The following is a 25,660-nucleotide window of genomic DNA, read 5'->3' as shown; positions in this document are numbered from 1 at the left end:
CTCTGCAGTTGTCGGATTCGGCCGCACGCCACTCACAGCAGGTGCTTGAGAATCTGCACGGTGTCGTACAGCTGCACGCCGGCCGGAAATATCACCAGCACCAGGAACATCGGCAGGCACACCAGGCCCAGCGGAAAGAGCATCTCCATGCTTTTCCGGTTGAGCACCTGGGCGGCCTGCGCGCGCTGCTTTTCCAGCAGAATCTGCGACTGCTTCTCCAGGGTCTGCAGGATCGGCGCGCCGACCTGGGCACCCACCTCGAACACCGCGGACAGGCGGCGCAGCTCCTGCACCCCGGTGCGCTGGCCCATGCCCTGCAGGGCCTTGCGCAGCGACTGCCCGGCATTCAGCTCGGCGCACACCAGCATCGCCTCACGGGCCAACGGGTGATCGGCCTTGAAACCGAAGCGCGCTGCATGCTCGAAGGCCTGGGCCAAGGCAGAGCCGGAAGACAGGTAGGCGCACAGCAGGTCGACGAAGAAGCTCAGGGTCTGCTGGATACGCAGGCGCCGGCGCTGGCGGCGGCGGTACAGCCACAGGTCGAAGGCGAAACAGCCGACGATGGCCGCCACGAGCAGGACCGGCCAATGGTTCCAGGGGCCGCGCCACTCCAGCAGGGCCAGGGGCAGCAGCACCGCCAGCGCCAACTTGCATGGCCAATACAGCAGCCGCAGCCGACCGGGCATGATCCCGGCCTGGCGAATCAGCCGCGCCGGAAACAGCCATCGCGCCAGACGCCCCGGCTGGCGCTCGGCATCGTGCAGCAGAGCCTCCTCGGTCAGGCTCAGTTCCTGACGCTGCAGTACGAATACCAGCCCCAGGCAGAGCATCAGGGCGACCAGCAGGGCCGTATCGAACCAGAGTCCGCTCATCATTCGTCACTCCTCAGAATTCGTCGCATCCACAGGAAACCGAGGATCTGGCACAGCAGCGCGCCCAGCACCAATGCCGGCCCCCGTGGGTGCTCGGTGAGCGGCAGCAGCCAGCCGGGCTCCTTCCACATGAAGAAGGGAATCAGGATGTAGGGAAAGAACGCGGCAAACAGCAGCGCATAGCGGGCGCCCGAGAGTTGCCCCTGGAGGCGTTGGCGGTAGAAGCTGCGCTCGCGCAGGATGCTGCCCAAAGCCCGTAGCAAACCCTCGAAGTCGCCGCCGGCGTGCCAGCGCGAGGACAGCGTGTTGGCAAACAGCCTGACCCCCTCGCTGGTGTACAGGCTCAGCAGCGGCTTGCAGGCTTCATCGACCGAGGCGCCGAGGCGGATGCGCCGCACGATGTCTTCCAGCGCCTTGCGCACGAAGCCCTGCGAGGCCTCGGCGGCCACCTGCAGCGCCGGCAGGGGCGGCGTGCCGCCTGCTGCCGCGGCATGCATGAGGTCCACCACATCGACCAGAGCCGTCTCGAACAGCCGTGAACGCCAGGCCACCAGGTCATTCATCAGCAGCAGGCTGACCGGCAGGAAGGCCAGGCCGGCGACCACCGACAAACCCAGTTGCGCGGGAAACAGGCTGAGGAAGATGACCCACACCGCCACGCTGCTCAGCAGCAGGCCGGCGACGAACAGCAGTGGCCGCAGCTGGATATCGAGGATCCGCAGCTGGACCTGCAGGGCAGCGAAGCCCTCGTTCGGCGGCGTCAGCAGCGCCAGCTCCCGGGCTGGCGCGGCGCCGGCCAGGCGCCGCAGCAGCATGCCCGCGGAGAGCAGCAGGCCGCCCCCGGCCAGCAGCCAGAGAAAGAGCTCAGCCATGCCCGACCTCCTCGCCCGTCGCCGGGTACAGCGCCATCAGGCTGGCCGGCACGGCATAGCCGCGCTGGCCCAGGGACGCCAGGAAAGTCGGCGGCTGCGCGCCCGGCAGATGGCGTCCACGGCGATTCAAGGCCGCCCCGGGCGCCGCGTCGTCCTGCGCCAGCAGCGGCGCGGGCTGGAAGCGAAAGACTTCACGGACCCGCAGACGGCCCTGGTCACTGAGTACCTCGCCGATGCTGGTGACGCAGCGGCTGCCATCGCGAAAGCGCGCCACCTGGACGATCAGCTGCACGGCCGAGCCGATGATCTCGCGGATCGCTTCCCGCGGCAGGCCGATATCGGCCAGCAACGCCAGCGACTCCAGGCGCTTGAGGGCATCATTGGGACTGTTGGCGTGCACGGTGGAGAGGCTGCCGTCGTGGCCCACGGTCATCGCCTGGAGCATCTCGAACACCTCGTGGCCGCGCACCTCGCCGACGATGATGCGGTCGGCGCGCATGCGCAGGGCATTGCGCAGCAGCATGCGCAGGTCCACCTGGCCGCGCCCCTCGCTGTTGCCCTGGCGCGCCTCCAGGGTCACCACATGGGGATGGCGCAGCTGCAGCTCGGCCGACTCCTCGATGGTGATCACCCGCTCGCCGGCCGGGATGAACTGCGAGATGCCGTTGAGCAGGGTGGTCTTGCCCGCCGCGGCGCCACCGGCGATCAGGATGTTCAGCCCGGCACCGACCGCAAGCCCCAGCAGCTCGAGCATCGGCTGGTTGAGCATGGCATTGTCGACCAGGGCCTCGGCGCCGTCCTGGGCCTCGATAAAGCGGCGGATCGACACTACCGGACCCTTGGCGCAGAGCGGCGGAATCATCGCGTGCAAGCGACTGCCGTCGGGCAGCCGCGCGTCCACCGCCGGGCAGTTGCTGTCCAGGTGCTTGCCCTGGGCGGCGACCAGGCGATCGAGGAAGCGCCGCAGATGGGCCTCGTTGTCGAACTCCAGGGCGGTCCTGCTGAGCTGGCCGCGGCGGTCGACCCAAACCTCGTGCGGACCGTTGATCAGGATGTCGGAGACCCCGGGGTCGATCATCAGCGGCGCCAGCGGCCCCAGCCCGAGCACCTCGTGCAACACCTCCTCGCCGAGCACCAGGCGGCTGCTCGCCTCGATGGGCTTGCCGAGGTCGCCCTCCAGGCGCTCGATCAGGCCATCGATCCGCCCGCGCAGGGCAGCGCTGTCGGCGAACAGCTCGTTCTCGCCCATTTCCAGCGAATCGATCAGGCGCTGATGGAGCAGTTGGCGCAGACGGCGCAGATCGACATCCGCCACTTCGCGGTCATTGATCTCCATGGCGCTAGCCTCCCAGCGTCGCGGACGGCGAGCCGCAGGCGGCGCCGCCAGACAGGCTGACCAGGCGGCTCTCCGGGGCCAGAAACTGCGGATTGCCGGCGGCTGCCAGGCGGTACTGCTGGCAGGCCGCGTCGCGTCGATTCTGCTGCTCGTAGATCAGCCCGCGGTGATAGGCCGCCCGCCAGCCAGGCGCGCCGACCCGCTCGGACATGCTCAGGCTGTGCAGGGCGCCGGCGTACTGGCGGTCGAGGTACTGCACCGCCGCCAGGATCTCGTACAGCTGCGGATGCCGCGGGTTGAGGCGGATCTGCTGCTTGAGCAGGGTCCGCGCCAGGGCCAGGTTGCCCTCCTCCAGAGCGATCCGGCTGCGCAACACGGCGGCCTCGGGGCGCGGCTTGTGGCCGCCCAGCAGCTGGTCCAGCAGGTAGGCGGCCTGGGGCGCGCGTCCGGACTGATAGGCCATCAGGGCCGCCAGCATGATCACCCGTTCGTTGTGCGGAAAATTCGCGTACAGCTGCATGGTTTCGCGCAACAGGCCTTCGCAGTCGACCGGCTCGCTCCACCCCCGGGTGGCGCTCTGGCAGGCCACGCCGCTGGCCAGGGTGGCGCGGTAATGGGCCAGGACCCGATCGACCTGGATATGCGGGTCTTCGTTCGCCTCGGTGCGCTGCTGGCCGAGAGAGCCGCAGCCGCCGAGCACAACCAGGGCGAAGGCGATAGGCAATGCGAGTTGGATATTCATCTTATTGCTCCTCTTGGCGAGCCCGCGGCAGGGCGGGCTGCAAGGCCCGCTGCGCCAGGTCGAGGGGGGAAGGAAAGGCCCACAGGTGCACGTCGCTCTGGGTTTCGCGGACCAGGGTGGGGGTCACCACGATGATCAGTTCGCGGTCCTGGCCGCTGTCGCTGGAGGACTCGGCCAGGCGGCCGAGCAGCGGAATCTCGTTGATCCCGGGGGTGAAGTCCTCCTGGGTCGACTGTTCGCTGGAGACCAGGCCGCCGAGGATCAGCGGCTGGCCATCCTGCAGGCGGGTGGTGGTGCTGATGCTGCGGGTATTGAAGGCCGTGCTGTTGAGGTTGCTGCCGGTGCTGCCGGATATCTGCCGGGTCAGCAGGGTGTCGGGCGCTGACACGGTCGGATTGACGTCCAGGGTGATGCGGTCGTTCTCGTCGACCATGGCGCGCACCTTCAGCTGCACGCCGAAGGACTTGAAGCTGGTGCCGCTGAACACCCCCGGGGTGTTGTTGCCGACTTCATCGCCGCTCTTCAGCCCGGTCGGAGCGAATGCCGTGGGCACCGGCACCTCGCCGCCGACGCTGAACACCGCCGACTCGCCGGCCAGCACCATCAGCGTCGGTCGCGACAGGGTCTTGGCGATGCCTTCCTGTTCCATCAGCGAGAACAGCAGATCGAAGGCCAGGCGGCTGCTGCCGATCTGCAGGTTGTTGGTCAGCGAACCGCCGATGATCTGCAGGGCATTTTCCACGGTGGAGCTGTCCGGCTGGATCTGGCCCAGGCCGCCGAGGCCGAACAGGCCCTCGCTGTTGTAGCCCTGGGTGACCAGGCTCAGGTCCGGACGCCAGCTGTGCAGGCGATTGCGGTTGACCTCATGGATCTGCACCGACACCCGCACCTGCGGCAGGTCGCGCACCTCGATCATCGACAGCAGGCGGCCGTTGGCCAGCGACAGCAGCTTGGCCCGGCCGACGTTGGCCCGCAGGTCGTTGTCGTGGATGCCAGCGCCGCCGTCCAGGCCACTGACCAGCGAGGCGGCCGCCTTGGTCGAGCCACGCTGGTCGAGCAGACCGCCGGACTCGTCGGTGACCACCGACACCTGCGACAGTCCGCCGGCGAGCCCCTGATCGCCGAGGAACAGGCGCGAGGCCACGTTGAGTATCCGCGTCAGCGTCACCTGGTCGCGCACCTCGCCTTCGAGGATCAGGGTGTCGGCGAAGTCGTTGGCGATATCGCCCTGCATCACCCGGCGGATGCGCACGTCACCGCCGCCGAGGCTGGCGATGGCATCGCGGATCTTCACCTCCATGCTCTTGGGCAGGGTCTGCACCTGGATCAGGTTGATCACCGCCACCCGGCTGTCGGCATTGAGGCTTTGCGCACCGAGGCGGAAAGCGTTGCGGCCGGCCCGGCTGGTGTCCTGCGCGGCCACCACCATCTGCAGGGCATCGGAGAGGTTCTGCGCCGGGTCTGGCGCCGTCGCCGCGGCACCGCTCTGCTGGCGCACCCCCAGGTAGTGGCGGGCGGCCGCTTCCGCGGCGATCTTGTACTCGACCGTCGGCACCTTGCCACGCAGCACCAAGGCCGGGCGATCCGGCGCCGGTTCCAGGCGGATGCCCGAATGGATGTCGCGCAGAGCACTGCGCAGCACCGACAGGTCCTCGGTGACGCTGAACAGGTAGGTTTCGCTGGTGCCGTCGGCGTACCACACGATCAGCGTGGTGCGTCCGACACTCTTGGCCAGCACCAGCAGCTCACGACCGCCGAGGATCTCGACTTCCAGGGTCTTCTCCTGGCCGATCGCCACGCGCTTGAGCTCCTTGTCGAACAGCAGGCGCGAGTGGGTCCACTGGATAAGGTCGCGGAACGAGGCGGAACGACGCCCGCTGGCATCCTCGACGAAGGTCAGGCCGGCCTGGGCCGGCGTGGGCATGACCAGTCCGATCAGTGCCGTGGCGCAAGCCACCAGCAAACAGCTTCGCGTGCTTTTCATTTCGTCACCTCGGCGGTAGTGGGCACGGCCTGCAGGCAAGGCGCGGCATGCGCGCCGGTGGATTCGAGCGGCAGGTAGGTGAACAGCTCCACCCGCCGGTTCAGGGGCGCCACGTCGCTGACCAGCAGCGGGTGCAAGGGCGCGTGCTCACCGAAGCCCACCACCTGCAGGTGCGCCCGGGGCAGGCCGTGTCGCACCAGGGCGTTGGCCACGGCATGCGCGCGGAGCTCGGACAGTTGCTGGTTGTAGCGCTCGCTCCCCGCGGAGTCGGTGTGCCCGGCCACCAGCACGCTGGGGATCATGGGCTGACGCAGAAGCGACCGCGCGAGAAGCGCCAGCTCGCCCTGCTCGGCAGCGGGCAACTCGCCGATATCGTGGTCGAAAGGGCTGAGCCGGGCGATCAACTGATAGTGGCCGGTGCCCCCGGTACAGGTACGCAACGCCATGGCGGCCCGGTCCAGCGGACGGTTGTAGGGCCAGTGCCGGGGTTGCCCCAGTTGCCGTGGGTCGCGGTCATGGGCATAGGCGCCCAGGGTTGCCGGGGCATGGCCGAGCCATGCCGACCCATGCATGGGCTCGGTTATCGGCGATGCCGGTTCCTGCCCGGCACACCCGGCGAGGAAGACGCCTAATAGCAGACTGGCGGTTCTCATTGCAGGACCTCTCTGTTTGGTGACGGCTCGGCGATGTCGATATCGCCTGCCCTACCCGTCGACGCCCTCGACTACTGCAAAGGGGGCAAACGCGACGGCCTCAGAGGGGTTGAAGCACAGCCCGTACCAAGTCCTTTAAGTTCTGTTTTTTACTATCTATTTCAATTACTTACAGAACTTAAAACTCAGCCGAATCAAATCCATAAGCAAATGGCTTCGGTGTATTCGCAAAATGCAAAGCAATACCGGAATGCTTTGGCAAAGGGCCAGGTCGCGGCGCGCGGCAGCACGACGACGCCGCCAGGGCGACGATCGGGCGGTTGCGGGGAATGAGGAGTACCGGTCGGCCGCTACAGACCGGGACGGGCCTGGCAGCTGTGGCTCGCGCATTGAAACTGCCGGCGACGACCGGAGAACGGCGGGAAGGGGATAGGAAGGGTACGAGGGACGATCCGGCTCGCGCCGAAGGGCTGGCGGGTCAGAACCGGGAGATCGCCACTGGAGGCCGGACCCGCAGCACGGGCCGGCAAGACGCCGAGCACCGGCAGCGGACGTCGCCGCAGCCGGGCCAGATGACTGCCCCGCGGGCAGTCGTGGAGCTCACAACTCTACGGTTACCCTGCGCCGCTTGAGGCCGGACAGCAGTTCGACCTGACGATGGGTGGGCTGCGGCTCGATACGCTGGCGATCCGGGTCGGCATCGCCGGCACTGTGCAGGACGATGGTGACCTTCTCCCGCGGGCTGATGCTGGCCAGGGGATAGACCTCCTCGGGCCCGACGGCAATCACCAGCGGCGTGCCGCTTGCCGGCTTGTCCTGCGCCAGCGCAGGCAGGGCCAAGGCGCTCAGCCCGGTCGCCACACCGGGGCTCGACGTCCTTTGCGCCAGGGCGCCGATCAGCCGTGCATCGCGGGCCACCGTGCGCACACCGTTACGCCCGGTGACCAGCACATCGAAGCGATCGCCATTGCGCAGCTGCGTGTGGGGTATCGAGCCTTTGCGCGGGGTGAAGGTATAGAGCACCTTGCTCTCGGGTATCTGCTGGGCCAGCCAGGACCTTTCCGGCTGATGCAGTTCCGAGGGACGGATGGCCTGGCCATCCTGCTTGTCCTTGGCCAAGCGCCTGCCGATCAGCAGGCGCGGGTCCTCGATCCCCGGCTGGTCCTTGTCGATCCGCACCTTGCGCAGCAGTTCGGCACGAAGCTGGGTGCCGACCGGCCAGTCGCCATTGATACCCCAGACTTCCTGGGTGTTGTGCCGCTCGACCTGGCGCGCGCCGAGCACGCTGACCAATACCCCCGAGACCAGGAACATGGCCATGGCCGCCGTGGTGCTTCCGGAATATTTACGTTTCATGCGCTGCCCCCTTGCTCATCGAGGTCTGGACTCGCCGAACGCTGGCGCGAACCCGGCACGAATCGCCGGGCCTGCGCTGGCGTCAACCGGTCGCGTCAAGGCGCGGAGACGGTGCCGACCGCTTGCGCGGATTGCCCGCCGTTGGAATTGACGATCACTCCGCCGCCCTCGATCGGCGCCGCCGCAACGAAGGTGAAGACATCACCGTCGCCGGCGGCCGTATCGACGTTGTCACCGAACACCGAGCCGGATACCGCCGCGGTCTCCTCGAAGTTGGTGATGCCGTTGAACTCGTAGGATTGATCGAGCTGGCCGATCGCCTCGGCGACATCCTCCATCTCGGCGGTGATCGCATCGCGCATGGTGACCATCCCGGCCACCAGGCCGATGACCATGGTCGTGGTGATCAGCACCAGTTCGCTGGTCATCACGAAACCGCCTTGCTTCTTGTTAGCGAGCGCTTTTTTCATTGTTTTCATGGTGCACACCTCAAAGGTCAGAATGTTGTGTCTTCATCAAGCGAGATCCCGTTCTCACTTGAGCTGAGCTCTTTCAAGTGCCGTGCCAACTTATTTTTTATATATAAATCAGATATTTATATAAACAACACGGAAATACGGGCGATGCCGGCCAGGCCAACTTGCCGATCTGCGTTGCAGATTGCGAAGCAACTCGGCAAGTCCATCCGGCCGGGGACCGGCGCAATCTGCAGGCTTGGGGCGGCGCCTATTGGCTAATCAGCTGGGCCTTGAGCAAGTCACGGAAGGCCTGGATCAGCGCCTCGCGGGAGCGCCCGCGACGCAGGATCAGGGAAAACGGCGCCTGGTAGCCGAAGGTCGCCGGCAGCAACACCCGCAGGCGCCCCTGCTCGACCCAGGGCTGTGCGTAGTGTTCGGGCAGGTAGCCGATATAGGCACCGGAGAGGATCAGGATCAGCTGCGCCTCCATCGACTCGACGGTCGCGGCGCTGTGCTTGAAGCCGTGCCGCGCCAGCTCCGACTGGCTCCAGTAGCCACGGCCGACCATGCGTTGCTGGGCGACCAGCTCCGCCGGAATGCGCCGCTCGCCGAACAGGGAATGCCGCTCGCTGCAATACAGCCAGTGCTGCTCGCGGTACAGCGGCTGGTAGAGCAGGCCGTTCATCCGCGACGGGCAGGCACTGATGGCCAGGTCCAGGCGATTCTCCAGCACCGCCAGCTGCAGCTCGTAGGGACTCATCACCGACAGGTGCAGGTGCACGGCCGGGTGTTCCTGGCTGTAGGCACCGATCACTTCGGCCAGCGGCAGCGCCGGGTCGCTGACGGTGGTGTCCAGCACGCCGAGGTTGAGGGTACCGCGCAGCTCGCCCTTGAGCGCGGCAGCGTAGCGCTCGAAGCCTTCCAGCTCGCCGAACAGGCGCAGGGTTTCCTGGTAGAACAGCTCGCCCTTGCTGGTCAGGCTGAAGCCACCGCGACCGCGATGGCACAGCGTGATGCCCAGGTGCGCCTCCAACTGGCTCATATAGGTACTGATGGCCGAGGTCGACAGGTTCAGTTCCTGTTGCGCGGCGGCGAAGCCCTGGTGGCGCACCACGGCGACGAAGATGCGCAACAGTTTGAGATCGGGCAGTGGGCTGTTCATGGCGTGCTCGTCGGCTCGGGCATTCATCAATGGTGCGCGCGGCGCACCCTACACCACCGTAGGGTGCGCCGCGCGCACCGATTCGTCGGATTGGACAGCAACGCAGCACGGTGATCCATCGCGTTGCCCGCATGGAATCGCTGCGCGCAGCCCATCCTACAGATGGCGGCCTTTAGTTTAGAAATCTCACAACTAAGTTTTTGTCCTCAGCGATTTTTCCCGTCGCCACGCTGGCCAAGAATCCAGGCCAACGCTTCCTGACACCCCCAACGATCCTGAGGCCCTCCCATGGACAAGACCCTGCACCAGCCCCTGGGCGGCAACGAAATGCCCCGTTTCGGCGGCATCGCCACCATGATGCGCCTGCCGCATATCCAGAGCGCCGCGGACAAGCGCCAGCTGGACGTCGCCTTCGTCGGCGTGCCCCTGGACATCGGTACCTCGCTGCGCTCGGGCACCCGTTTCGGCCCGCGCGAGATCCGTGCCCAGTCGGTGATGATCCGCCCCTACAACATGGCCACCGGCGCCGCGCCCTTCGACTCTCTGAACATCGCCGACATCGGCGACGTGGCGATCAACACCTTCAACATGGCCGAGGCCATCCGCATCATCGAGCAGGCCTACGACGAGATCCTCGAGCACGGCATCATTCCCCTGACCCTGGGCGGCGACCACACCATCACCCTGCCGATCCTGCGGGCGATCAAGAAGAAGCACGGCAAGGTCGGCCTGGTACACATCGACGCCCACGCCGACGTCAACGACCACATGTTCGGCGAGAAGATCGCCCACGGCACCACCTTCCGCCGCGCCGTGGAGGAAGACCTGCTCGATTGCCAGCGCGTGGTGCAGATCGGCCTGCGCGCCCAGGGCTACACCGCCGAGGACTTCAACTGGAGCCGCAAGCAGGGCTTCCGCGTGGTCCAGGCCGAGGAGTGCTGGCACCAGTCGCTGGCCCCGCTGATGGAGGAGGTGCGCGCCAAGGTCGACGGCGGCCCGGTGTACCTGTCCTTCGACATCGACGGCATCGATCCGGCCTGGGCGCCGGGCACCGGCACTCCGGAGATCGGCGGCCTGACCACCATCCAGGCGATGGAAATCATCCGTGGCTGCCAGGGCCTGGACCTGGTCGGCGGCGACCTGGTGGAGGTCTCCCCACCCTACGACACCACCGGCAACACCTCGTTGCTGGGCGCCAACCTCCTGTACGAAATGCTCTGCGTGTTGCCCGGCGTGCAGCGTCGCTGACCGACCGGGCCTTTTATCCGACACTGGGCGCCGAGCGGCGCCCAGGCACTGCACAACAACAATTAAGGTGCTGCGATGAATAACGAAGAAACCCTGATCGCCGGCGATGCGCCGCAACCCACCGCCCACGCCTTCACAATGCGCCAGTTGCTGATCTTCCTGATCCCCTCGCTGCTCGGCGTGCTGCTGTTCCTCACCCCCATCGTCTACGACGGCAAGGTCACCATCGGCCTGGGGGTCATGGCCGATGCACTGAAGACAGCCTTCGCCGCTTCGCTGCCGGCCATCGCCGTCGCCCTGCTGGGCTTCTCGGCCGTGATCGGCCTGTTCGCCAGCCTGTTCAAGCCGCGCTGGATCACCGAGCGCCACGCGCTCAACGAGCTGTTCAACCTGCATCCGTTCTGGCTGGCGCTGCGGGTCGTCGGCGCGCTGTTCGCCGCCATGACCTTCTGGGAATTCGGCCCGGAGTGGATCTGGAGCGCCTACACCGGCGGTGTGGTGCTGAAAGACCTGGCGCCGGTGCTGATCACCTTCTTCCTGGTCGCCGGTCTGATCCTGCCGCTGCTCACCGACTACGGCCTGATGGAGTTCTGCGGCACCCTGGTGCGCAACGTCTTCCGCAAGGTGTTCGGCCTGCCCGGTCGCTCGGCCATCGACGCCATCGCCTCCTGGCTCGGCTCGGGTACCGTGGGCGTGCTGATCACCGCCCAGCAGTATCAGAAAGGCTTCTACAGCGCCCGGGAAGCGGCGGTGATCGCCACCAACTTCTCCATCGCCTCGATCGCCTTCAGCCTGCTGATCACCAGCTTCATGAAGCTCGATCACCTGTTCGTACCCTTCTACCTGACCGTGGTGGTGGCCGGCCTGGCCGCAGCGATCATCACCCCGCGCATCCCGCCGCTGTCGTGGAAGAAGGACGTGTACCTCCCGGGCGTCGGCAAGCAGATCAAGGAAGACGTCCCCACCGGCACCTCGCTGCTGCGCTGGGGCATCACCCAGGCGGTCAAGCGCGCCAACAGCAACCCGTCGCCGGCGCAGATGGTCAAGGTCGGCGTGCACAACGTGGTGGACATCTGGCTGGGCCTGCTGCCCCTGGTCATGGCCATCGGCACCCTGTCCCTGGCGATCGCCGAATACACGCCGATCTTCAACTGGCTGTCCGCCCCCATCGTGCCGTTGCTGGAACTGCTGCAGCTGCCGGAAGCGGCCAAGGCGGCGCCGGCCATGCTGGTGGGCTTCGCCGACATGTTCCTGCCGGCGGTACTGGGCAAGGGCATCGAGAGCGAGCTGACCCGCTTCGTGGTGGCCTGCGTGTCGCTGACCCAGTTGATCTACATGTCGGAGGTCGGCGTGCTGATCATCAAGGCCAAGCTGCCGCTGAACCTGCTGGAACTGTTCGTGATCTTCATCATCCGCACCCTGATCACCCTGCCGATCATCGCCCTGATGGCACACTGGATAGTCGGCTGACACCCTGCCCTCTCCCCGCGCGGGAGGGGGCTTCGCTGTACGAATTGAAGGAAAGCCCATGACCACCTGCGGCGAATTTCTCGTCAAGCAACTTGAAGCCTGGGGCGTCGACACCGTGTTCGGCATCCCCGGCGTGCACACCGTCGAGCTGTACCGCGGCCTGCCGCACAGCGGCATCCACCACGTCACCCCGCGCCACGAGCAGGGCGCCGGCTTCATGGCCGACGGCTATGCGCGCGTGAGCGGCAAGCCCGGGGTGTGTTTCATCATCACCGGCCCGGGCATGACCAATATCCTCACCGCCATGGCCCAGGCCTATGCCGACTCGATCCCGATGCTGGTGATCTCCAGCGTCAACGAGCGCGAGCGCCTCGGCCTGGGCAAGGGCTACCTGCACGAGCTGCCGAACCAGCGCGCGCTGGTGGCCGGCGTCAGCGCCTTCAGCCACACCCTGATGAGCGTCGAGGAGCTGCCCGGCGTGCTGGCCCGCGCCTTCGCCGTATTCGAGGGCGAGCGACCACGGCCGGTGCATATCGAGCTGCCGCTGGACATCATTACCGCCGATGCCTCGTCTATGCGCCTGGCGCCCAGGCCGAGCATCCAACGCCCCTCGCCCAGCCGCGCGCTGATCCGCGAAGCGGCGGCCCTGCTGAAAGACGCCCAGCGCCCGCTGCTGCTGCTCGGCGGCGGCTGCACCGATGCCCAGGCCGAGGCCCGCGCCCTGGCCGTGGCCCTGGACGCGCCCACCGCCCTGACCATCAACGCCAAGGGCCTGCTGCCGCCCGGCCACCCGCTGCTGCTGGGCAGCAACCAGTCGCTGGTGCCGGTGCGCCAGCTGGCCCTGGAGGCCGACGTGGTCCTGGCCATCGGCACCGAACTGGGCGAAACCGATTACGACGTGGTGTTCGACGGCAACTTCAAGCTCGCTGGCGAGCTGATCCGCATCGACATCGACGCCCAGCAGCTGCAGCGCAACCACGCCCCGAGCCTGGCGATCCAGGGCGATGCGCGCCTGGCCATGCAGCAGCTGCTGGCCGAGCTGCCGGCACGTCCAGTCGACCCGGACAGCCCTGGCGCCCGGCGCACCGCGGCCGTGCAGGCACAACTGGCCGAGGATTTCAGCGGCTGGGCGCACTACCGCCAGCTGTTCGACAGCGTGCTGCAGGCCCTGCCCCAGGCGCGCTTCGTCGGCGACTCGACCCAGACCGTGTACAGCGGCAACCACCTGGTCGAACTGGACGGCGCGCGGCGCTGGTTCAACTCCTCCACCGGCTACGGCACCCTGGGCTACGGCCTGCCGGCGGCCATCGGCGCCAAGCTGGCCGAGCCGCAGCGCCCGGTGCTGTGCCTGATCGGCGACGGCGGCCTGCAGTTCACCCTGCCCGAGCTGGCCAGCGCGGTGGAGGCCGGCGTCGGCATCATCGTGCTGTTGTGGAACAACAGCGGCTACGGCGAGATCAAGCGCTATATGGAAAAGCGCGACATCACCCCGCTCGGCGTGGACATCTACACCCCGGACTTCCTCGCCCTGGCCCGCGGCTTCGGCTGCGCCGCCGAGCGCGCCCGCGACCACGCGCACCTGCAGCAACTGCTGCGCGAGGCGCCGGACGATCGCCCGCTGCTGATCGAGATCGCCGAGGCGCCGCCCTTCCATCCCTGACCGTCGCCGCGAGTGGCGTAGCTTGGCAATGGGCCCCGCGAGCCTAGACTCAAGCTACGCCACCGATGAGGGCCGCCACCATGAGAATCGTCAGTCGTGAGCGCTGGTTCGAGGTGCAGCCCCGCGACGATGGCGTCAGCCTGATCCATGAGCCCTATATCCGCCCCTTCTACCGCTGCAACCTGTGGCATGTGCGGGGCCGCGAGCGCGATCTGCTGATCGACACCGGCTCCGGCCTGGTCAGCCTGCGCGAGCAGCTGCCCTGGCTGACGGAAAAACCTTTATTGGCGGTGGCCAGCCATACCCATTTCGACCATATCGCCGGTCACCATGAATTCCCCGAGCGCCTGGTGCACCCCGCCGAGGCGGACATCCTCGCCGCGCCGACCGGCGCCAACACCCTGGCGTCTGACTGCGTCGGCGACGCCATGTTCGAGGCGCACCCGGACTGCCCGCTGTGCTACGCCGAATACCGGGTCAGGGTGGCGCCGGCCACGCGTTTGATCGAGGAAGGCGATGTGCTGGATCTGGGTGACCGGGTCCTGCAGGTGCTGCACACGCCCGGTCACTCACCGGGCGGCATCAGCCTGTGGGAGGCACAGACGCAGACGCTGTTCAGCGGCGACATCCTCTACGACGGTCCGCTGGTGGAGAACGCCTACCACTCCAACCTGCAGGATTACGCAGGCAGCCTGCTGCGCCTGCGCGAGCTGCCGGTGCGCAGCGTCCATGGCGGACATTTTCCGAGCTTTTCCGGCGCGCGCATGCGCGAACTGATCAAGCAGTGGTTCAAGGACCACCCGGCGCTTGCCTGAGGTTCAGGGCCTTGACCCGCCCTTGCTCCCCCGCGTCCCAGGCTGCTTCGACCGCCAGTCCAGTCAGGCCTTACTGACGGCGCTTGCGGGGCGCCTGTGGGCGGCGCGGCGGATTGCTGGGGACCGGAACGGGCTGTGGCCGCTCGAGCAGCCCCCAGGCGATCAACAGGTCCTCGAGGGCATTCAGCAACTTGGCGATCATGGGACTTCCTCCTGCCAAGGGTTACGACAAGGCGCGACTGGCACCTGATTTCAGCGTAGATGAGACGCGCCGCCATTGCTGCCCCATACCCCAGCTTGAGCCCCCTGTGGCCTGACCGGCAGGCGCTCGACACACCGAGGCGCGACGCCCTGATGCCCGGCAGGCAAGGCCTGCAGGCCAGGTGCACCGTTTGTCGCGGGAGCGCTCAGCGAGCACCCTCGACCGGATCGGGCGATCGCCGGTAAGGGAAGACGTCGATCACCTTGCCGGCGCGGATCGCCTCCTGCAGCCCCTTCCAGTAGTCGGCGTCGTACAGCTCGCCGTGCAACTGGCTGAACAGCCGGCGCTGCTTGATATCGGCGAACAGGAAGGGCGGAAACTCCTCGGGAAACACATCCATGGGCGCCACCGAATACCAGGGCTCGGAGGCCATCTCGTCCTCCGGATAGCGCGGCGGCGGGATGTGGCGGAAATTCACCTCGGTGAGGAAGCAGATCTCGTCGTAGTCGTAGAACACCACGCGGCCATGGCGGGTGACGCCGAAGTTCTTCAGCAGCATGTCGCCCGGGAAGATGTTCGCCGCCGCCAGCTGCTTGATTGCCAGGCCGTAGTCGTACAGCGCCTCGCGCACCTGGGCCTCGCTGGCATTCTCCACATAGAGATTGAGCGGGGTCATGCGCCGCTCGGTCCAGCAGTGGCGCACCAGCACGGTGTCGCCCTCCAGCACCACGGTGGACGGCGCCACCTCCAGCAGTTCGGCCAGGCACTCGGGGGCGAACTTGGCCTTGGGGAAGCGGAAGTCGGCGAACTCCTGGGTGTCGGCCATGCGCCCGACCCGGTCGACGCTCTTCACCAGGCGGTACTTCTGGATCACCGTGGAGCGGTCGACGCTCTTCACCGGCGAGAAGCGGTCCTTGATGATCTTGAACACGGTGTTGAAGCCCGGCAGGGTGAACACGCTCATGACCATGCCGCGCACCCCGGGGGCCATGATGAACTGGTCGTCGGTGCTCGCCAGGTGGTTGATCAGCGCGCGGTAGAACTCCGACTTGCCGTGCTTGTAGAAGCCGATCGAGGTGTACAGCTCGGCGATGTGCTTGCCCGGCAGGATGCGCCGCAGGAAGCCGATGAACTCCGCCGGAATATCCACCCGCACCATGAAGTAGGAGCGGGTGAAGGAGAAGATGATCGACACCTCGGCCTCGTCGGTGATCAGCGCATCGATCTGGATGCCCTGCCCCTCGCGGTGCAGCAGCGGGATCACCAGCGGCCACTGTTCGTCGCGGGTATAGATGCGCCCGACCAGGTAGGCGCCCTTGTTGCGATAGAGCACCGAGGAAAACAGTTCGATGCACAGCTCCGGGTCCTTGCACACCCAGTCCGGCAGGCTGTCGCGCAGTTGCGCCTCGAGGCGCTTGAGGTCGCGGGGCAGGTCCTCGAAGGCCACGCTGAAGCGATAGTCCCGGAAGATCGCCTCGAGCATGCCCGACAAGCCGCCGTCGGGCCGGTAGCTGCGGGTTTGCGCGGCGCGCTGGCGGCTGTGCAGCGACGGCCGGGTGGTATGGATGAACATGCAGCCATCGCTGATCTGGTCGTGGCTGAACAGGCCGCAGAAGATCGAATTGAACCAGGTCTCGGCCAGCTCATCGTCGAAGCGCAGGTCGATCAGGGCGATATAGGCGCTCTTCACCAGCGGCCACTGGCAGACCTCGACCAACGCCTCACCGAAGCGCTCGCGCAGGCCCACCACCACCTCGTCGACCTTCTCCTCGTACAGGTTGATCCGCGCGGCCGAGGCCTGCTGCGCTTCCTGCCAGAGCGCCTGCTCGAAGCGCTCGCGGGCGCCCTGGGTGATCTGGCGGAAATGCTCGCGATAGTCGTCGAAGCCATCGAGAATCCGACGGGCGATATCGGCGGCCGGCCATTGCTGCGCCATGGGGCAGTCCTCTGCTGGAAGTATCGGGATGGAATGCCGAGCTTAGCCAGTGGCTGCCACCCGGGAAAGCCTTGTGCCGCGCCTCGCCCGGGTGATCGCCGGCCTGCGCCAGGCGAACGGCTGCCAACTGTGCCGGCAATTTGAAAGCCAGTTGTGGATTGCGCCTGCGCCGCGGCGGCGTAAGCTGGCTCGCTTCCACCCCACGAGAGCCGACCCCATGCGCCTCGCCGACCTGCTCCGCCTGCTGTTGCTCGCCGCCATCTGGGGCGCCAGCTTCCTGTTCATGCGGATCATCGCCCCGGTGCTCGGCAGCATGCCGACTGCCTTTTTTCGCGCCAGCCTCGGCGCCCTCGGCCTGCTGGCGATCCTGCTGCTGATGCGGGTGCGCTGGGACTTTCGCGGCAAACTCAGGCAGTGCCTGCTGCTCGGGGTGATCAACGCCGGCTTGCCGTCGGCCATGTACTGCCTGGCGGCCCTGGTGCTGCCGGCCGGCTATTCGGCGATCCTCAATGCCACCACGCCGATGATGGGTGTGCTGATCGGCATGCTGTTCTTCGCCGAAGCGCTGACCGCGAGCAAGGCCGCCGGCGTGGCGCTCGGGCTGTTCGGTGTGGCGGTGCTGACCCGCACCGGGCCGGTCGAATTCGACCTGGAGCTGTTGCTCGGTGCCGGCGCCTGCCTGGTCGCCACCGCCTGCTACGGCTTCGCCGGCTTCCTCGCCCGGCGTTGGATCGCCGAGCGGGGCGGCCTGGACAACCGCCTGACCGCGTTCAGCAGCCTATGCGGTGCCAGCCTGTTCCTGCTGCCCTGGTTCGCCGGCGCGCTGGTGCTGCAGCCGCCGGCCAGCTGGGGCGGCCTGGAGGTCTGGCTGTCGCTGGCCGGTCTGGGCCTGCTGTGCACGGCCTTCGCCTACGTGTTGTACTTCCGCCTGCTGGCCGATATCGGTCCGATCAAGGCCTCCACCACCACCTTCCTGATTCCCCCCTTCGGCGTGCTGTGGGGCGCGTTGCTGCTGGACGAGCCGCTGTCCACCGCCTATCTGTATGGCGGCGCGCTGATCGCCGTGGCGCTCTGGCTGGTGGTCCGCCCCACCGCGCCGGCCGTGCAGCCGAAGGTCGCGGCCTGACGCGGGTGTGGCCACAAGCGTTCGCCCGAACGCGTCAGATCCCCCGCAGGAATACCCTGCCGCCGTCTGTCGGCCGACGTATCGGCAGGGGGCGGCGCGCGTATCTGGACTAGACTTGAGGGCTAAGCGGGTAATCGGGGGGTGGCGAGACGCTCGGTAACACAGGCGGCCTCCTCGATGATGCCGACTGGCAACTGCCACCTGCCCCGAACTTCCCCGACGGAGCCACTAGCCGCATGCACTCGCTGTGTCGAGCAAGGGTGAGCGCCAGGAGCAGCCCGGATGAGCACAAAGGCCAATGTCCACGACCCCAGCCAGAGTCCCGGCCTGCACCTGCCGGGCTCGAATGGCGAGGCCATGCCCCATCCGCGCGCTGGCTGGTGGCGCCGGGCGACGCTGACGCTATACCGACTGAGCCGCTCGACCCAGTTCGTCATTGCCGCCACGGTCATCCTCGGCCTGACCATGGCCTTCGTCGGCAACCTGGTCAGCAAGACCATCGAGCGTTCGGCCGTACAGGCCGCGGCGAATGCCGGCGGCCTGTACATGACCACCTTCCTCGAGCCTTATGTCCAGGAACTGACCAGCGCCGATCGCCTGTCGGTCAAGACCGCTTCAGCGATCGACCGGCTGATGACCAGCCCGACCCTCAACGAGCACGTGGTTTCGGTGAAGATCTGGCGCCCCGACGGCACCATTATCTACAGCACCAACAAGGATATCGTCGGCAAGACGTTTACAGCAGACGACCTGACCCAGGCGTTGAAGGGCCAGACAATTACCGAATGGGGCCCGTTGACGGCGGAAGAGAATGCCTACGAGCGTAGCCTGGGCATCCCGCTCTATGAGATCTACGCGCCGCTACGCGAATTCGGCACGGACCGGATCCTCGCGGTCGGCGAGTTCTACGAAAAGGCCGAGATGCTGCATGACGAGATCGCCCGTATCCGCCAGGAAGTGTGGATCATCGTCGGCACGGCGACCCTGTCCATGCTGCTGCTGCTGTTCGCGACCGTCCGCCGCGGTGAGCGCATCATCCTGCAGCAGCAGCTGGCGCTCAGCCGGCAGATGCAGGAACAGGCGCGACTGAACAACCAGAACATCAGCCTGCAGCGCAAGATCACCAGTGCCAACCAGTCCTTCTCCCGGGTCAACGAACTGATCCTGCGTCGTCTCGGCGCCGACCTGCACGACGGCCCCGCACAGCTGCTGACCCTGATCCTGGTTCGCCTCGATGAACTGGCAGTGCTGCAGGAGCGCTACAAGGAAAATGGCGGCGACTTCGATCTCGAAGCGCTGGAATCGCTTAGGCACGCGGCCAGGGATGCGCTGGGCGAAATCCGCGACATTTCCCGCGGCTTGGCGCTGCCGGAAATCAACGGCATGCCCCTGCGTCAGGAACTGGAACTGGTGGTGAAACGCCACGAGCTGCGTACCGAGACCCACGTCAGGCTCAGCTGCAACGAGCTACCGGAGAACGTGCCGCTGGCGCACAAGACCTGCATCTACCGCTTCATCCAGGAGGCGCTGAACAACGCCTACCGGCATGCCGACGGCAGGGGTCAGGAAGTCAGTGCCTCGTTCGACCAGGGCGTACTGGAAATCAAGATCAGCGATGGTGGCGATGGCTTCGATACCGAGCATCTGGCGGCGGCGAACCATCAACAGAGGGCCCGCCTGGGACTGGCCGGCATGCGCTACCGGGTGGAATCGCTTGGCGGCCAGTTTCACATCCAGTCCAATCCGGACGACGGCACCACGGTGAGCGCGCGGTTCCGGCTGTAAGGCCAGCGCTCAGTCACTGTCCCCGTTGACAGCGGTCTCCACTTCCCGGTGCGCCGTGAACTGGCTTCTGATCCGCGCAGCTTGGCGGTTCTTCCAGTACTCCATCACCGCGGTGACCGCCTCCACCCGGTTACGCACCTGCAGCTTCTGCATGATGCTGGTCATGTAGTGCTTGACGGTCTTCTCGCTGAGCGACAGCTTGTCGGCGACTTCACGGTTGGTCATCCCGTTGGCCACCTCACGGATGATCTGCTCCTCGCGATGGGTAAGCTCATTGACAGACTTCTCATCACCGTTCTGCTTCTGCAGGTTGCTGATCAACTTGCCGGCAAAGCCGGGTGTGATGAACGTCTGCCCCATTGCCACGTTCCTGATCGCCTGCGCCAGCTCCGGTCCGCTCACGCCCTTGAGCACATAGCCCTTGGCGCCCGCCTCCAGTGCTGCGTAGGCGTCGTCTTCGGACTCGGACACCGTCAGCATCAACACCTTGGTCGCTGAGTTGCCGGACACGATGGCGCGCACCGCGGCAAAACTGTCGCCCGGCATGTGCACATCCATGAGCATCACATCCGGCTTGTACTTCTTCGCGATCACTTCAGCTTCTTCGGCCGTCCCCCCTTGTTCAACCACCTCGAAGTCGGCGATGCGCTTAAGCGCGGCGGCCACCCCCTGCCTCAGCAGAGGGTGATCGTCGACTATACCGATCCTGATCCTGCCACCCATGCCCGGTCCCTCCCCTACTACAAGCGCCCAAGCGGCGCGAACGCCTTGACCAAGCGCTCGAAACTCACTTCATTGTAGTAAAGCTAGGAATAACCACTGACCGCGCGTCCTTTTTTCGCGCGCGCGTCATAACGACAGGACCGGGCAAGTTTCAGACCATAGTCGCAAACGAAATTAGGACCATAGTGGCTTGATTTAGCTGGACCTATGCATCTTTGGCTTCACGGAGAACCAATCAATCCTGTAAGCCTCATAGGACTTTTTGAGTTGTGACTATGACTTACGCATTCAGAACCAATCCAGACTCCGACAAGCGCCAAGAAGTTGACCAGACCGTTGAGTCCGCTATTCAACAGGTCCTGAAGGTTGCCCAGTCCGTTGTGCCGGAATCGGAAGAGAAGGCCGCGAAGGCATCTGCGAAGGTCACGCCCACACCCACCAGCACCACGAAGACACACAAGTCCACGGACTACGGCCAGGCACTGGATGCCACTCGGATGTACCTGAACGAGATCGGCTTCTCGCCACTGCTGAGCCGCGAGGAAGAGCTGCATTTCGCTCGCCTGACCGTCCAGGGCGACCCGCTGGCGCGCAAGCGCATGATCGAAAGCAATCTGCGCCTGGTGGTGAAGATCGCCCGCGGCTACCTGAACCGTGGCCTGTCGCTGCTGGACCTGGTCGAAGAAGGCAATCTCGGCCTGATCCGCGCCGTGGACAAGTTCGACCCCGAGCTCGGCTATCGCTTCTCCACCTACGGCACCTGGTGGATTCGCGAAACCGTGGAACGGGCGCTGATGAACCAGACCCGGACCATCCGCCTGCCCATCCATGTGGTGAAGAAGCTCAACAGCTACCTGACCGCCGCTCGCGAACTGACCCGCAAGCTCGACCACGACCCCTCGAGCGAGGAGATCGCCGCCTTGCTGGAGAAAGACGTCGGCGAGGTGGAGCGCCTGCGCGACCTGAACGTCAGGGTTACCTCGCTGGACAGCAGCTTCGGCGAGGAGTCCGACAACCGCAGCCTGCTCGACACCGTGACCGGCGACCTGCCGAACGATCCCTGCGAACTGCTGCAGGACAGCGAGATGGCGCAGTGCATCAAGGAATGGCTCTCGCAGCTCACCGAGCGCCAATGTGAAGTGGTGATCCGCCGCTTCGGCCTGCGCGGCGACGAGGGCTGCACCCTGGAAGAAATGGGCCAGTCCATCGGTCTGACCCGCGAACGGGTCAGACAGATCCAGGCCGAGGCCCTCAGACGCCTGCGCCGTATCCTCGAGCGCAACGGCCTCTCCAGCGAGACCCTGCTCGAGTAGCGCAGCAGGACCCGGCATGGGCGAAGGGCGCATTCGCGCCTGCGCCGGGCATCTTTTCCATCTTCGACCCGCCGCGCAAGCGGCGCGGCCATTTCCTCCGGCCGCCCCTTACTGCACCAGCTCCTGCTCGCTGAACAGGTCGCTGAACAGCATGCTCGACAGGTAGCGTTCACCGGAATCCGGCAGGATCACCACCAGGGTCTTGCCCTGCATCGAAGGCTCCTGGGCAATGCGCACGGCCACGGCCATGGCCGCCCCGCAGGATATGCCGGCCAGAATCCCTTCCTCGCGCATCAGACGCAGAGCCATGGCCTTGGCTTCCTCGTCACTGACCTGCTCGATACGGTCGACCATCTCCAGGTCAAGGTTCTTCGGCACGAAGCCGGCGCCGATACCCTGGATCTTGTGCGGGCTGGGCTTGACCTCTTCGCCAGCCACCGTCTGGCTGATCACCGGCGAGCCGACCGGCTCGACCGCCACCGAGATGATCGGCTTGCCCTGGGTCCGCTTGATGTAACGCGACACGCCGGTGATGGTGCCGCCGGTGCCGACCCCGGAAACCAGCACGTCGATGGCGCCGTCGGTGTCGTTCCAGATTTCCGGACCGGTGGTCTTCTCGTGGATCGCCGGATTGGCCGGGTTCTCGAACTGCTGCGGCATGAAATAGGTTGCCGGGTCGGAAGCGGCGATCTCCGCGGCCTTCTCGATGGCCCCCTTCATGCCCTTGGCCGGCTCGGTCAGCACCAGCTCGGCGCCCAACGCCTTGAGCACCTTGCGCCGCTCCAGGCTCATCGACGCCGGCATGGTCAGCAGCAGCTTGTAGCCACGCGCGGCGGCGACGAACGCCAGGCCGATGCCGGTATTGCCGGAGGTCGGCTCGACCAGGGTCATGCCGGGCTTGAGCACCCCGCGCTCCTCCGCATCCCAGACCATGCTGGCGCCGATCCGGCACTTGACCGAATAGGCCGGGTTGCGTCCTTCGATCTTGGCCAGGATGGTCACCCCGGCCGGGCCCAGGCGATTGATCATCACCAGCGGGGTGTTGCCGATGGCTTGGGCGTTGTCGGCAAAGATACGACTCATGGCGGGCTCCTTGTGCATGTTTAGTCGAAAGGGCTGCCAGCCTAAGACCCAGGTGGCCGAGCGTCCAGCATTGCGCTTAGGCCAGCCGGAACCGCTGCGCCCGTGCTGACCGACGAGCGGCGCCCCGTACAGCCCGGGCGTGACCCGCCATTCAGTGACTAAATGGTGCGTCCGCGTTCACAGTCGGCCGGCCCGCGCGTTATAGTCGCCCTTTCAATTACTGAACCCGCGGGTACTGCCCGGGCCGTTACCGTTCGAGGATATTCCGATGAAGTTCGAAGGCACTCAGTCGTATGTCGCCACCGACGACCTCAAGCTCGCGGTCAATGCCGCCATCACCCTGCAGCGTCCACTGCTGGTCAAGGGCGAACCGGGCACCGGCAAGACCATGCTCGCCGAGCAGCTGGCCGAGTCCTTCGGCGCCAAGCTGATCACCTGGCACATCAAGTCCACCACCAAGGCCCACCAGGGCCTGTACGAGTACGACGCGGTCAGCCGCCTGCGCGACTCGCAGCTGGACTCGGACAAGGTCCACGACGTGCGCAACTACATCAAGAAGGGCAAGCTGTGGGAGGCCTTCGAGTCCGAGGAGCGGGTGATCCTGCTGATCGACGAGATCGACAAGGCCGACATCGAGTTCCCCAACGACCTGCTGCAGGAACTCGACAAGATGGAGTTCTACGTCTACGAGACCAACGAGACCATCAAGGCCAAGCAGCGGCCGATCATCATCATCACCTCGAACAACGAGAAGGAACTGCCGGACGCCTTCCTGCGCCGCTGCTTCTTCCACTACATCGCCTTTCCCGACCGCGACACCCTGCAGAAGATCGTCGATGTGCACTACCCAACCATCAAGAAGGACCTGGTGGCCGAGGCGCTCGACGTGTTCTTCGACGTGCGCAAGGTGCCGGGCCTGAAGAAGAAGCCCTCGACCAGCGAGCTGGTCGACTGGCTCAAGCTGCTGATGGCCGACAACATCGGCGAAGCAGTGCTGCGCGAACGCGATCCGACCAAGGCCATCCCGCCCCTGGCCGGTGCCCTGGTGAAGAACGAGCAGGACGTGCAACTGCTCGAGCGCCTGGCCTTCATGAGCCGCCGCGCGTCTCGATAAATCAGCCGGCTACATTGCCGTAGGGTGGAAAACCGCGAAGCGTTTTCCACCACCCCAAGGGCACGGTGGATAAAAAGAGCGTTATCCACCCTACGGGTAATCGGGAGATCGCCTGCATGCTGCTTAACCTATTCAACGAAATGCGCGCGGCCAAGGTGCCGGTGTCGGTGCGCGAGCTGCTCGACCTGATCAACGCGCTGCAGCACAACGTGGTGTTCGCCGACATGGACGAGTTCTACTTCCTCGCCCGAGCCATCCTGGTCAAGGACGAGCGCCACTTCGACAAGTTCGACCGGGCCTTCGGCGCCTACTTCAAGGGCCTGGAGAACCTCAACCAGCACATCGAGGCCTTGATCCCCGACGAGTGGCTACGCAAGGAGTTCGAGCGCTCGCTGACCGACGAGGAGCGCGCCAGGATCGAATCCTTGGGCGGCCTGGACAAGCTGATCGAGGAGTTCAAGAAGCGCCTGGAGGAGCAGAAGGAACGCCACGCCGGCGGCAACAGGTGGATCGGCACCGGCGGCACCAGCCCGTTCGGCTCCGGCGGCTTCAATCCGGAAGGCATTCGCGTGGGCGACGCCGGCAAACGCCAGGGCCGCGCGGTCAAGGTGTGGGACCAGCGCGAGTACAAGAACCTCGACGACCAGGTCGAACTGGGCACGCGCAACATCAAGATCGCCCTGCGCCGCCTGCGCAAGTTCGCCCGCCAGGGCGCCCAGGACGAGCTGGACCTGGACGGCACCATCGACCATACGGCCAAGGATGGCGGCCTGCTCAATATCCAGATGCGCCCGGAGCGGCGCAATACGGTCAAGCTGCTGATCCTGTTCGACATCGGCGGCTCCATGGACGCCCACGTCAAGGTCTGCGAGGAACTGTTCAGCGCCTGCAAGACCGAGTTCAAGCACCTGGAGTACTACTACTTCCACAACTGCGTGTACGAGTCGGTATGGAAGAACAACCTGCGCCGCACCTCCGAGCGCTTTTCCACCCATGACCTGCTGCACAAGTACGGCGCCGACTACAAGGTGGTGTTCGTCGGCGACGCGGCCATGGCGCCCTACGAGATCACCCAGGCCGGCGGCAGCGTCGAGCACTGGAACGAGGAACCGGGCTACGTGTGGATCAAGCGCTTCATGGAGAAGTACAAGAAGCTCATCTGGATCAACCCCTACCCCAAGGACACCTGGGGCTATACCGCCTCCACCAGCCTCATCCGCGAGCTGGTGGAAGACCAGATGTACCCCCTGACCCTGCAGGGGCTGGAAGATGGCATGCGGTTCCTGTCTAAGTAACGCAGCAGACCCGGCGATCCGGCGATCCGGCGCCGGAACCCGGGCCAACGCACGACAGCGCCTTCCTGGCGGATCGCCGCGGCGCCCTGCTTCAGCCCTGACGCCGCCCCCTCCCCTCCCGGTTCCCTTCCTGTCCCCTGTCGCGTGGTGCACCTGGCCCGCGCGCCGCCCCCCGTCACGGCATGGCCAGTTGGCCAGTACGCCGGCTCCGACTTAAGTCTCACGATTTGCTCATGTCAATAAACCACCGCTGCTTCCTGGAAAATCCTTAAAAATCATAAGTCCCTGCTTCAAAAGAGAATTGTTACGCACAGCGCCGGCCCCATGACCGCCAACTCGCGCCTTGCGTGAAGCCCGGCACCGTACCTATACCTAGATGGCAAGGGCCCCTTTTGCGTGTGGCGAGGATTGTTTTGCACAGGAATTTCACCGCCAGGGACGGGCGGTAAACGGGC

The 25,660-nt window shown here is 65.9% G+C and carries 22 protein-coding genes; 9 read left to right on the top strand and 13 right to left on the bottom strand.

Features of this window, described 5'->3' with window-relative positions:
• Positions 1 to 32 precede the first annotated feature (32 nt).
• From ACSX1D_RS06830 to ACSX1D_RS06790, 9 genes are all read right to left on the bottom strand, one after another.
• Positions 33 to 875, bottom strand: a complete 843-nt coding sequence (locus ACSX1D_RS06830) for a type II secretion system F family protein (protein ID WP_439861539.1) — start codon at positions 873 to 875, stop codon at positions 33 to 35.
• Positions 872 to 1,744, bottom strand: a complete 873-nt coding sequence (locus ACSX1D_RS06825; RefSeq protein ID WP_439861538.1) for a type II secretion system F family protein — start codon at positions 1,742 to 1,744, stop codon at positions 872 to 874. The genes ACSX1D_RS06830 and ACSX1D_RS06825 overlap by 4 nt, the downstream gene beginning before the upstream one ends.
• Positions 1,737 to 3,080, bottom strand: a complete 1,344-nt coding sequence (locus tag ACSX1D_RS06820) for a CpaF family protein (protein ID WP_439861537.1) — start codon at positions 3,078 to 3,080, stop codon at positions 1,737 to 1,739. The genes ACSX1D_RS06825 and ACSX1D_RS06820 overlap by 8 nt, the downstream gene beginning before the upstream one ends.
• A gap of 4 nt (positions 3,081 to 3,084) precedes the next feature.
• The gene (locus tag ACSX1D_RS06815; protein WP_439861536.1) at positions 3,085 to 3,822 is read right to left on the bottom strand and encodes a tetratricopeptide repeat protein; all 738 of its coding nucleotides are present in this window, start codon (positions 3,820 to 3,822) and stop codon (positions 3,085 to 3,087) included.
• 1 nt (position 3,823) lies between these two features.
• Positions 3,824 to 5,806: a pilus assembly protein N-terminal domain-containing protein gene (locus tag ACSX1D_RS06810; RefSeq protein WP_439861535.1), complete on the bottom strand. Its 1,983-nt coding sequence runs from the start codon at positions 5,804 to 5,806 to the stop codon at positions 3,824 to 3,826.
• A complete protein-coding gene (locus ACSX1D_RS06805) occupies positions 5,803 to 6,459 on the bottom strand; it encodes an OmpA family protein (protein WP_439861534.1) in 657 nt (218 codons plus the stop codon). The genes ACSX1D_RS06810 and ACSX1D_RS06805 overlap by 4 nt, the downstream gene beginning before the upstream one ends.
• Positions 6,460 to 7,059: 600 nt before the next feature.
• A complete protein-coding gene (locus tag ACSX1D_RS06800; protein ID WP_439861533.1) occupies positions 7,060 to 7,815 on the bottom strand; it encodes a hypothetical protein in 756 nt (251 codons plus the stop codon).
• Positions 7,816 to 7,910: 95 nt separating this feature from the next.
• Positions 7,911 to 8,294: a hypothetical protein gene (locus ACSX1D_RS06795; protein ID WP_208709142.1), complete on the bottom strand. Its 384-nt coding sequence runs from the start codon at positions 8,292 to 8,294 to the stop codon at positions 7,911 to 7,913.
• A gap of 247 nt (positions 8,295 to 8,541) precedes the next feature.
• Positions 8,542 to 9,435: a LysR family transcriptional regulator gene (locus tag ACSX1D_RS06790; protein WP_439861532.1), complete on the bottom strand. Its 894-nt coding sequence runs from the start codon at positions 9,433 to 9,435 to the stop codon at positions 8,542 to 8,544.
• A gap of 288 nt (positions 9,436 to 9,723) precedes the next feature.
• On the opposite strand from ACSX1D_RS06790, the gene speB reads away from it, so the two are divergent.
• From speB to ACSX1D_RS06770, 4 genes are all read left to right on the top strand, one after another.
• Complete coding sequence (gene speB, locus ACSX1D_RS06785) at positions 9,724 to 10,683, top strand: agmatinase (RefSeq protein WP_208709138.1); 960 nt, start codon at positions 9,724 to 9,726, stop codon at positions 10,681 to 10,683.
• A 75-nt stretch (positions 10,684 to 10,758) separates the two neighbouring features.
• Positions 10,759 to 12,153 carry a YjiH family protein gene (locus tag ACSX1D_RS06780; RefSeq protein WP_439861531.1) on the top strand — a complete coding sequence of 465 codons (1,395 nt, stop codon included), beginning with the start codon at positions 10,759 to 10,761 and terminating at the stop codon, positions 12,151 to 12,153.
• Between the two features lie 58 nt (positions 12,154 to 12,211).
• Positions 12,212 to 13,813 (top strand): 5-guanidino-2-oxopentanoate decarboxylase, encoded by a 1,602-nt coding sequence (locus ACSX1D_RS06775; RefSeq protein ID WP_439861530.1) that lies wholly within the window; start codon positions 12,212 to 12,214, stop codon positions 13,811 to 13,813.
• Between the two features lie 80 nt (positions 13,814 to 13,893).
• Complete coding sequence (locus ACSX1D_RS06770; RefSeq protein WP_439861529.1) at positions 13,894 to 14,628, top strand: MBL fold metallo-hydrolase; 735 nt, start codon at positions 13,894 to 13,896, stop codon at positions 14,626 to 14,628.
• A 70-nt stretch (positions 14,629 to 14,698) separates the two neighbouring features.
• Here ACSX1D_RS06770 and ACSX1D_RS06765 read toward each other — a convergent pair whose 3' ends face one another.
• Together ACSX1D_RS06765 and aceK are read right to left on the bottom strand one after the other, a co-directional pair.
• Positions 14,699 to 14,830 (bottom strand): PA1414 family protein, encoded by a 132-nt coding sequence (locus ACSX1D_RS06765; RefSeq protein WP_256625616.1) that lies wholly within the window; start codon positions 14,828 to 14,830, stop codon positions 14,699 to 14,701.
• Between the two features lie 205 nt (positions 14,831 to 15,035).
• Positions 15,036 to 16,766 (bottom strand): bifunctional isocitrate dehydrogenase kinase/phosphatase, encoded by a 1,731-nt coding sequence (gene aceK, locus ACSX1D_RS06760; protein ID WP_439861528.1) that lies wholly within the window; start codon positions 16,764 to 16,766, stop codon positions 15,036 to 15,038.
• Positions 16,767 to 16,983: 217 nt separating this feature from the next.
• On the opposite strand from aceK, the gene ACSX1D_RS06755 reads away from it, so the two are divergent.
• Positions 16,984 to 17,892: a DMT family transporter gene (locus ACSX1D_RS06755; RefSeq protein ID WP_439861527.1), complete on the top strand. Its 909-nt coding sequence runs from the start codon at positions 16,984 to 16,986 to the stop codon at positions 17,890 to 17,892.
• A gap of 282 nt (positions 17,893 to 18,174) precedes the next feature.
• Positions 18,175 to 19,677, top strand: a complete 1,503-nt coding sequence (locus ACSX1D_RS06750) for a sensor histidine kinase (protein ID WP_439861526.1) — start codon at positions 18,175 to 18,177, stop codon at positions 19,675 to 19,677.
• Between the two features lie 9 nt (positions 19,678 to 19,686).
• On the opposite strand, the gene ACSX1D_RS06745 is transcribed toward ACSX1D_RS06750, so the two are convergent.
• Positions 19,687 to 20,400: a response regulator gene (locus ACSX1D_RS06745; protein ID WP_439861525.1), complete on the bottom strand. Its 714-nt coding sequence runs from the start codon at positions 20,398 to 20,400 to the stop codon at positions 19,687 to 19,689.
• Between the two features lie 347 nt (positions 20,401 to 20,747).
• On the opposite strand from ACSX1D_RS06745, the gene rpoS reads away from it, so the two are divergent.
• Positions 20,748 to 21,713 carry an RNA polymerase sigma factor RpoS gene (gene rpoS / locus ACSX1D_RS06740; protein ID WP_439862276.1) on the top strand — a complete coding sequence of 322 codons (966 nt, stop codon included), beginning with the start codon at positions 20,748 to 20,750 and terminating at the stop codon, positions 21,711 to 21,713.
• Between the two features lie 108 nt (positions 21,714 to 21,821).
• Here the strand turns inward: rpoS and cysK are convergent, their stop codons facing one another.
• Complete coding sequence (cysK, locus tag ACSX1D_RS06735; RefSeq protein ID WP_439861524.1) at positions 21,822 to 22,796, bottom strand: cysteine synthase A; 975 nt, start codon at positions 22,794 to 22,796, stop codon at positions 21,822 to 21,824.
• 268 nt (positions 22,797 to 23,064) lie between these two features.
• On the opposite strand from cysK, the gene ACSX1D_RS06730 reads away from it, so the two are divergent.
• Both ACSX1D_RS06730 and ACSX1D_RS06725 read left to right on the top strand, forming a co-directional pair.
• Positions 23,065 to 23,910, top strand: a complete 846-nt coding sequence (locus tag ACSX1D_RS06730) for an AAA family ATPase (protein ID WP_439861523.1) — start codon at positions 23,065 to 23,067, stop codon at positions 23,908 to 23,910.
• Positions 23,911 to 24,026: 116 nt separating this feature from the next.
• Complete coding sequence (locus ACSX1D_RS06725; protein WP_439861522.1) at positions 24,027 to 25,205, top strand: vWA domain-containing protein; 1,179 nt, start codon at positions 24,027 to 24,029, stop codon at positions 25,203 to 25,205.
• Positions 25,206 to 25,660: the final 455 nt, after the last annotated feature.

This window comes from Pseudomonas sp. MBLB4136 (genome assembly GCF_051904765.1).
GTDB lineage: Bacteria > Pseudomonadota > Gammaproteobacteria > Pseudomonadales > Pseudomonadaceae > Aquipseudomonas.
Note: the sequence above shows the minus strand (reverse complement) of the source record. Positions and strands in the feature narration are given on the sequence as shown.

Bases quoted from the DNA above. Each gene is read 5' to 3' on its own strand.
- ACSX1D_RS06830 (WP_439861539.1), bottom strand. From the start codon at position 875: ATGATGAGCGGACTCTGGTTCGATACGGCCCTGCTGGTCGCCCTGATG.
- ACSX1D_RS06825 (WP_439861538.1), bottom strand. From the start codon at position 1,744: ATGGCTGAGCTCTTTCTCTGGCTGCTGGCCGGGGGCGGCCTGCTGCTC.
- ACSX1D_RS06820 (WP_439861537.1), bottom strand. From the start codon at position 3,080: ATGGAGATCAATGACCGCGAAGTGGCGGATGTCGATCTGCGCCGTCTG.
- ACSX1D_RS06815 (WP_439861536.1), bottom strand. From the start codon at position 3,822: ATGAATATCCAACTCGCATTGCCTATCGCCTTCGCCCTGGTTGTGCTC.
- ACSX1D_RS06810 (WP_439861535.1), bottom strand. From the start codon at position 5,806: ATGAAAAGCACGCGAAGCTGTTTGCTGGTGGCTTGCGCCACGGCACTG.
- ACSX1D_RS06805 (WP_439861534.1), bottom strand. From the start codon at position 6,459: ATGAGAACCGCCAGTCTGCTATTAGGCGTCTTCCTCGCCGGGTGTGCC.
- ACSX1D_RS06800 (WP_439861533.1), bottom strand. From the start codon at position 7,815: ATGAAACGTAAATATTCCGGAAGCACCACGGCGGCCATGGCCATGTTC.
- ACSX1D_RS06795 (WP_208709142.1), bottom strand. From the start codon at position 8,294: ATGAAAACAATGAAAAAAGCGCTCGCTAACAAGAAGCAAGGCGGTTTC.
- ACSX1D_RS06790 (WP_439861532.1), bottom strand. From the start codon at position 9,435: ATGAACAGCCCACTGCCCGATCTCAAACTGTTGCGCATCTTCGTCGCC.
- speB (WP_208709138.1), top strand. From the start codon at position 9,724: ATGGACAAGACCCTGCACCAGCCCCTGGGCGGCAACGAAATGCCCCGT.
- ACSX1D_RS06780 (WP_439861531.1), top strand. From the start codon at position 10,759: ATGAATAACGAAGAAACCCTGATCGCCGGCGATGCGCCGCAACCCACC.
- ACSX1D_RS06775 (WP_439861530.1), top strand. From the start codon at position 12,212: ATGACCACCTGCGGCGAATTTCTCGTCAAGCAACTTGAAGCCTGGGGC.
- ACSX1D_RS06770 (WP_439861529.1), top strand. From the start codon at position 13,894: ATGAGAATCGTCAGTCGTGAGCGCTGGTTCGAGGTGCAGCCCCGCGAC.
- ACSX1D_RS06765 (WP_256625616.1), bottom strand. From the start codon at position 14,830: ATGATCGCCAAGTTGCTGAATGCCCTCGAGGACCTGTTGATCGCCTGG.
- aceK (WP_439861528.1), bottom strand. From the start codon at position 16,766: ATGGCGCAGCAATGGCCGGCCGCCGATATCGCCCGTCGGATTCTCGAT.
- ACSX1D_RS06755 (WP_439861527.1), top strand. From the start codon at position 16,984: ATGCGCCTCGCCGACCTGCTCCGCCTGCTGTTGCTCGCCGCCATCTGG.
- ACSX1D_RS06750 (WP_439861526.1), top strand. From the start codon at position 18,175: ATGAGCACAAAGGCCAATGTCCACGACCCCAGCCAGAGTCCCGGCCTG.
- ACSX1D_RS06745 (WP_439861525.1), bottom strand. From the start codon at position 20,400: ATGGGTGGCAGGATCAGGATCGGTATAGTCGACGATCACCCTCTGCTG.
- cysK (WP_439861524.1), bottom strand. From the start codon at position 22,796: ATGAGTCGTATCTTTGCCGACAACGCCCAAGCCATCGGCAACACCCCG.
- ACSX1D_RS06730 (WP_439861523.1), top strand. From the start codon at position 23,065: ATGAAGTTCGAAGGCACTCAGTCGTATGTCGCCACCGACGACCTCAAG.
- ACSX1D_RS06725 (WP_439861522.1), top strand. From the start codon at position 24,027: ATGCTGCTTAACCTATTCAACGAAATGCGCGCGGCCAAGGTGCCGGTG.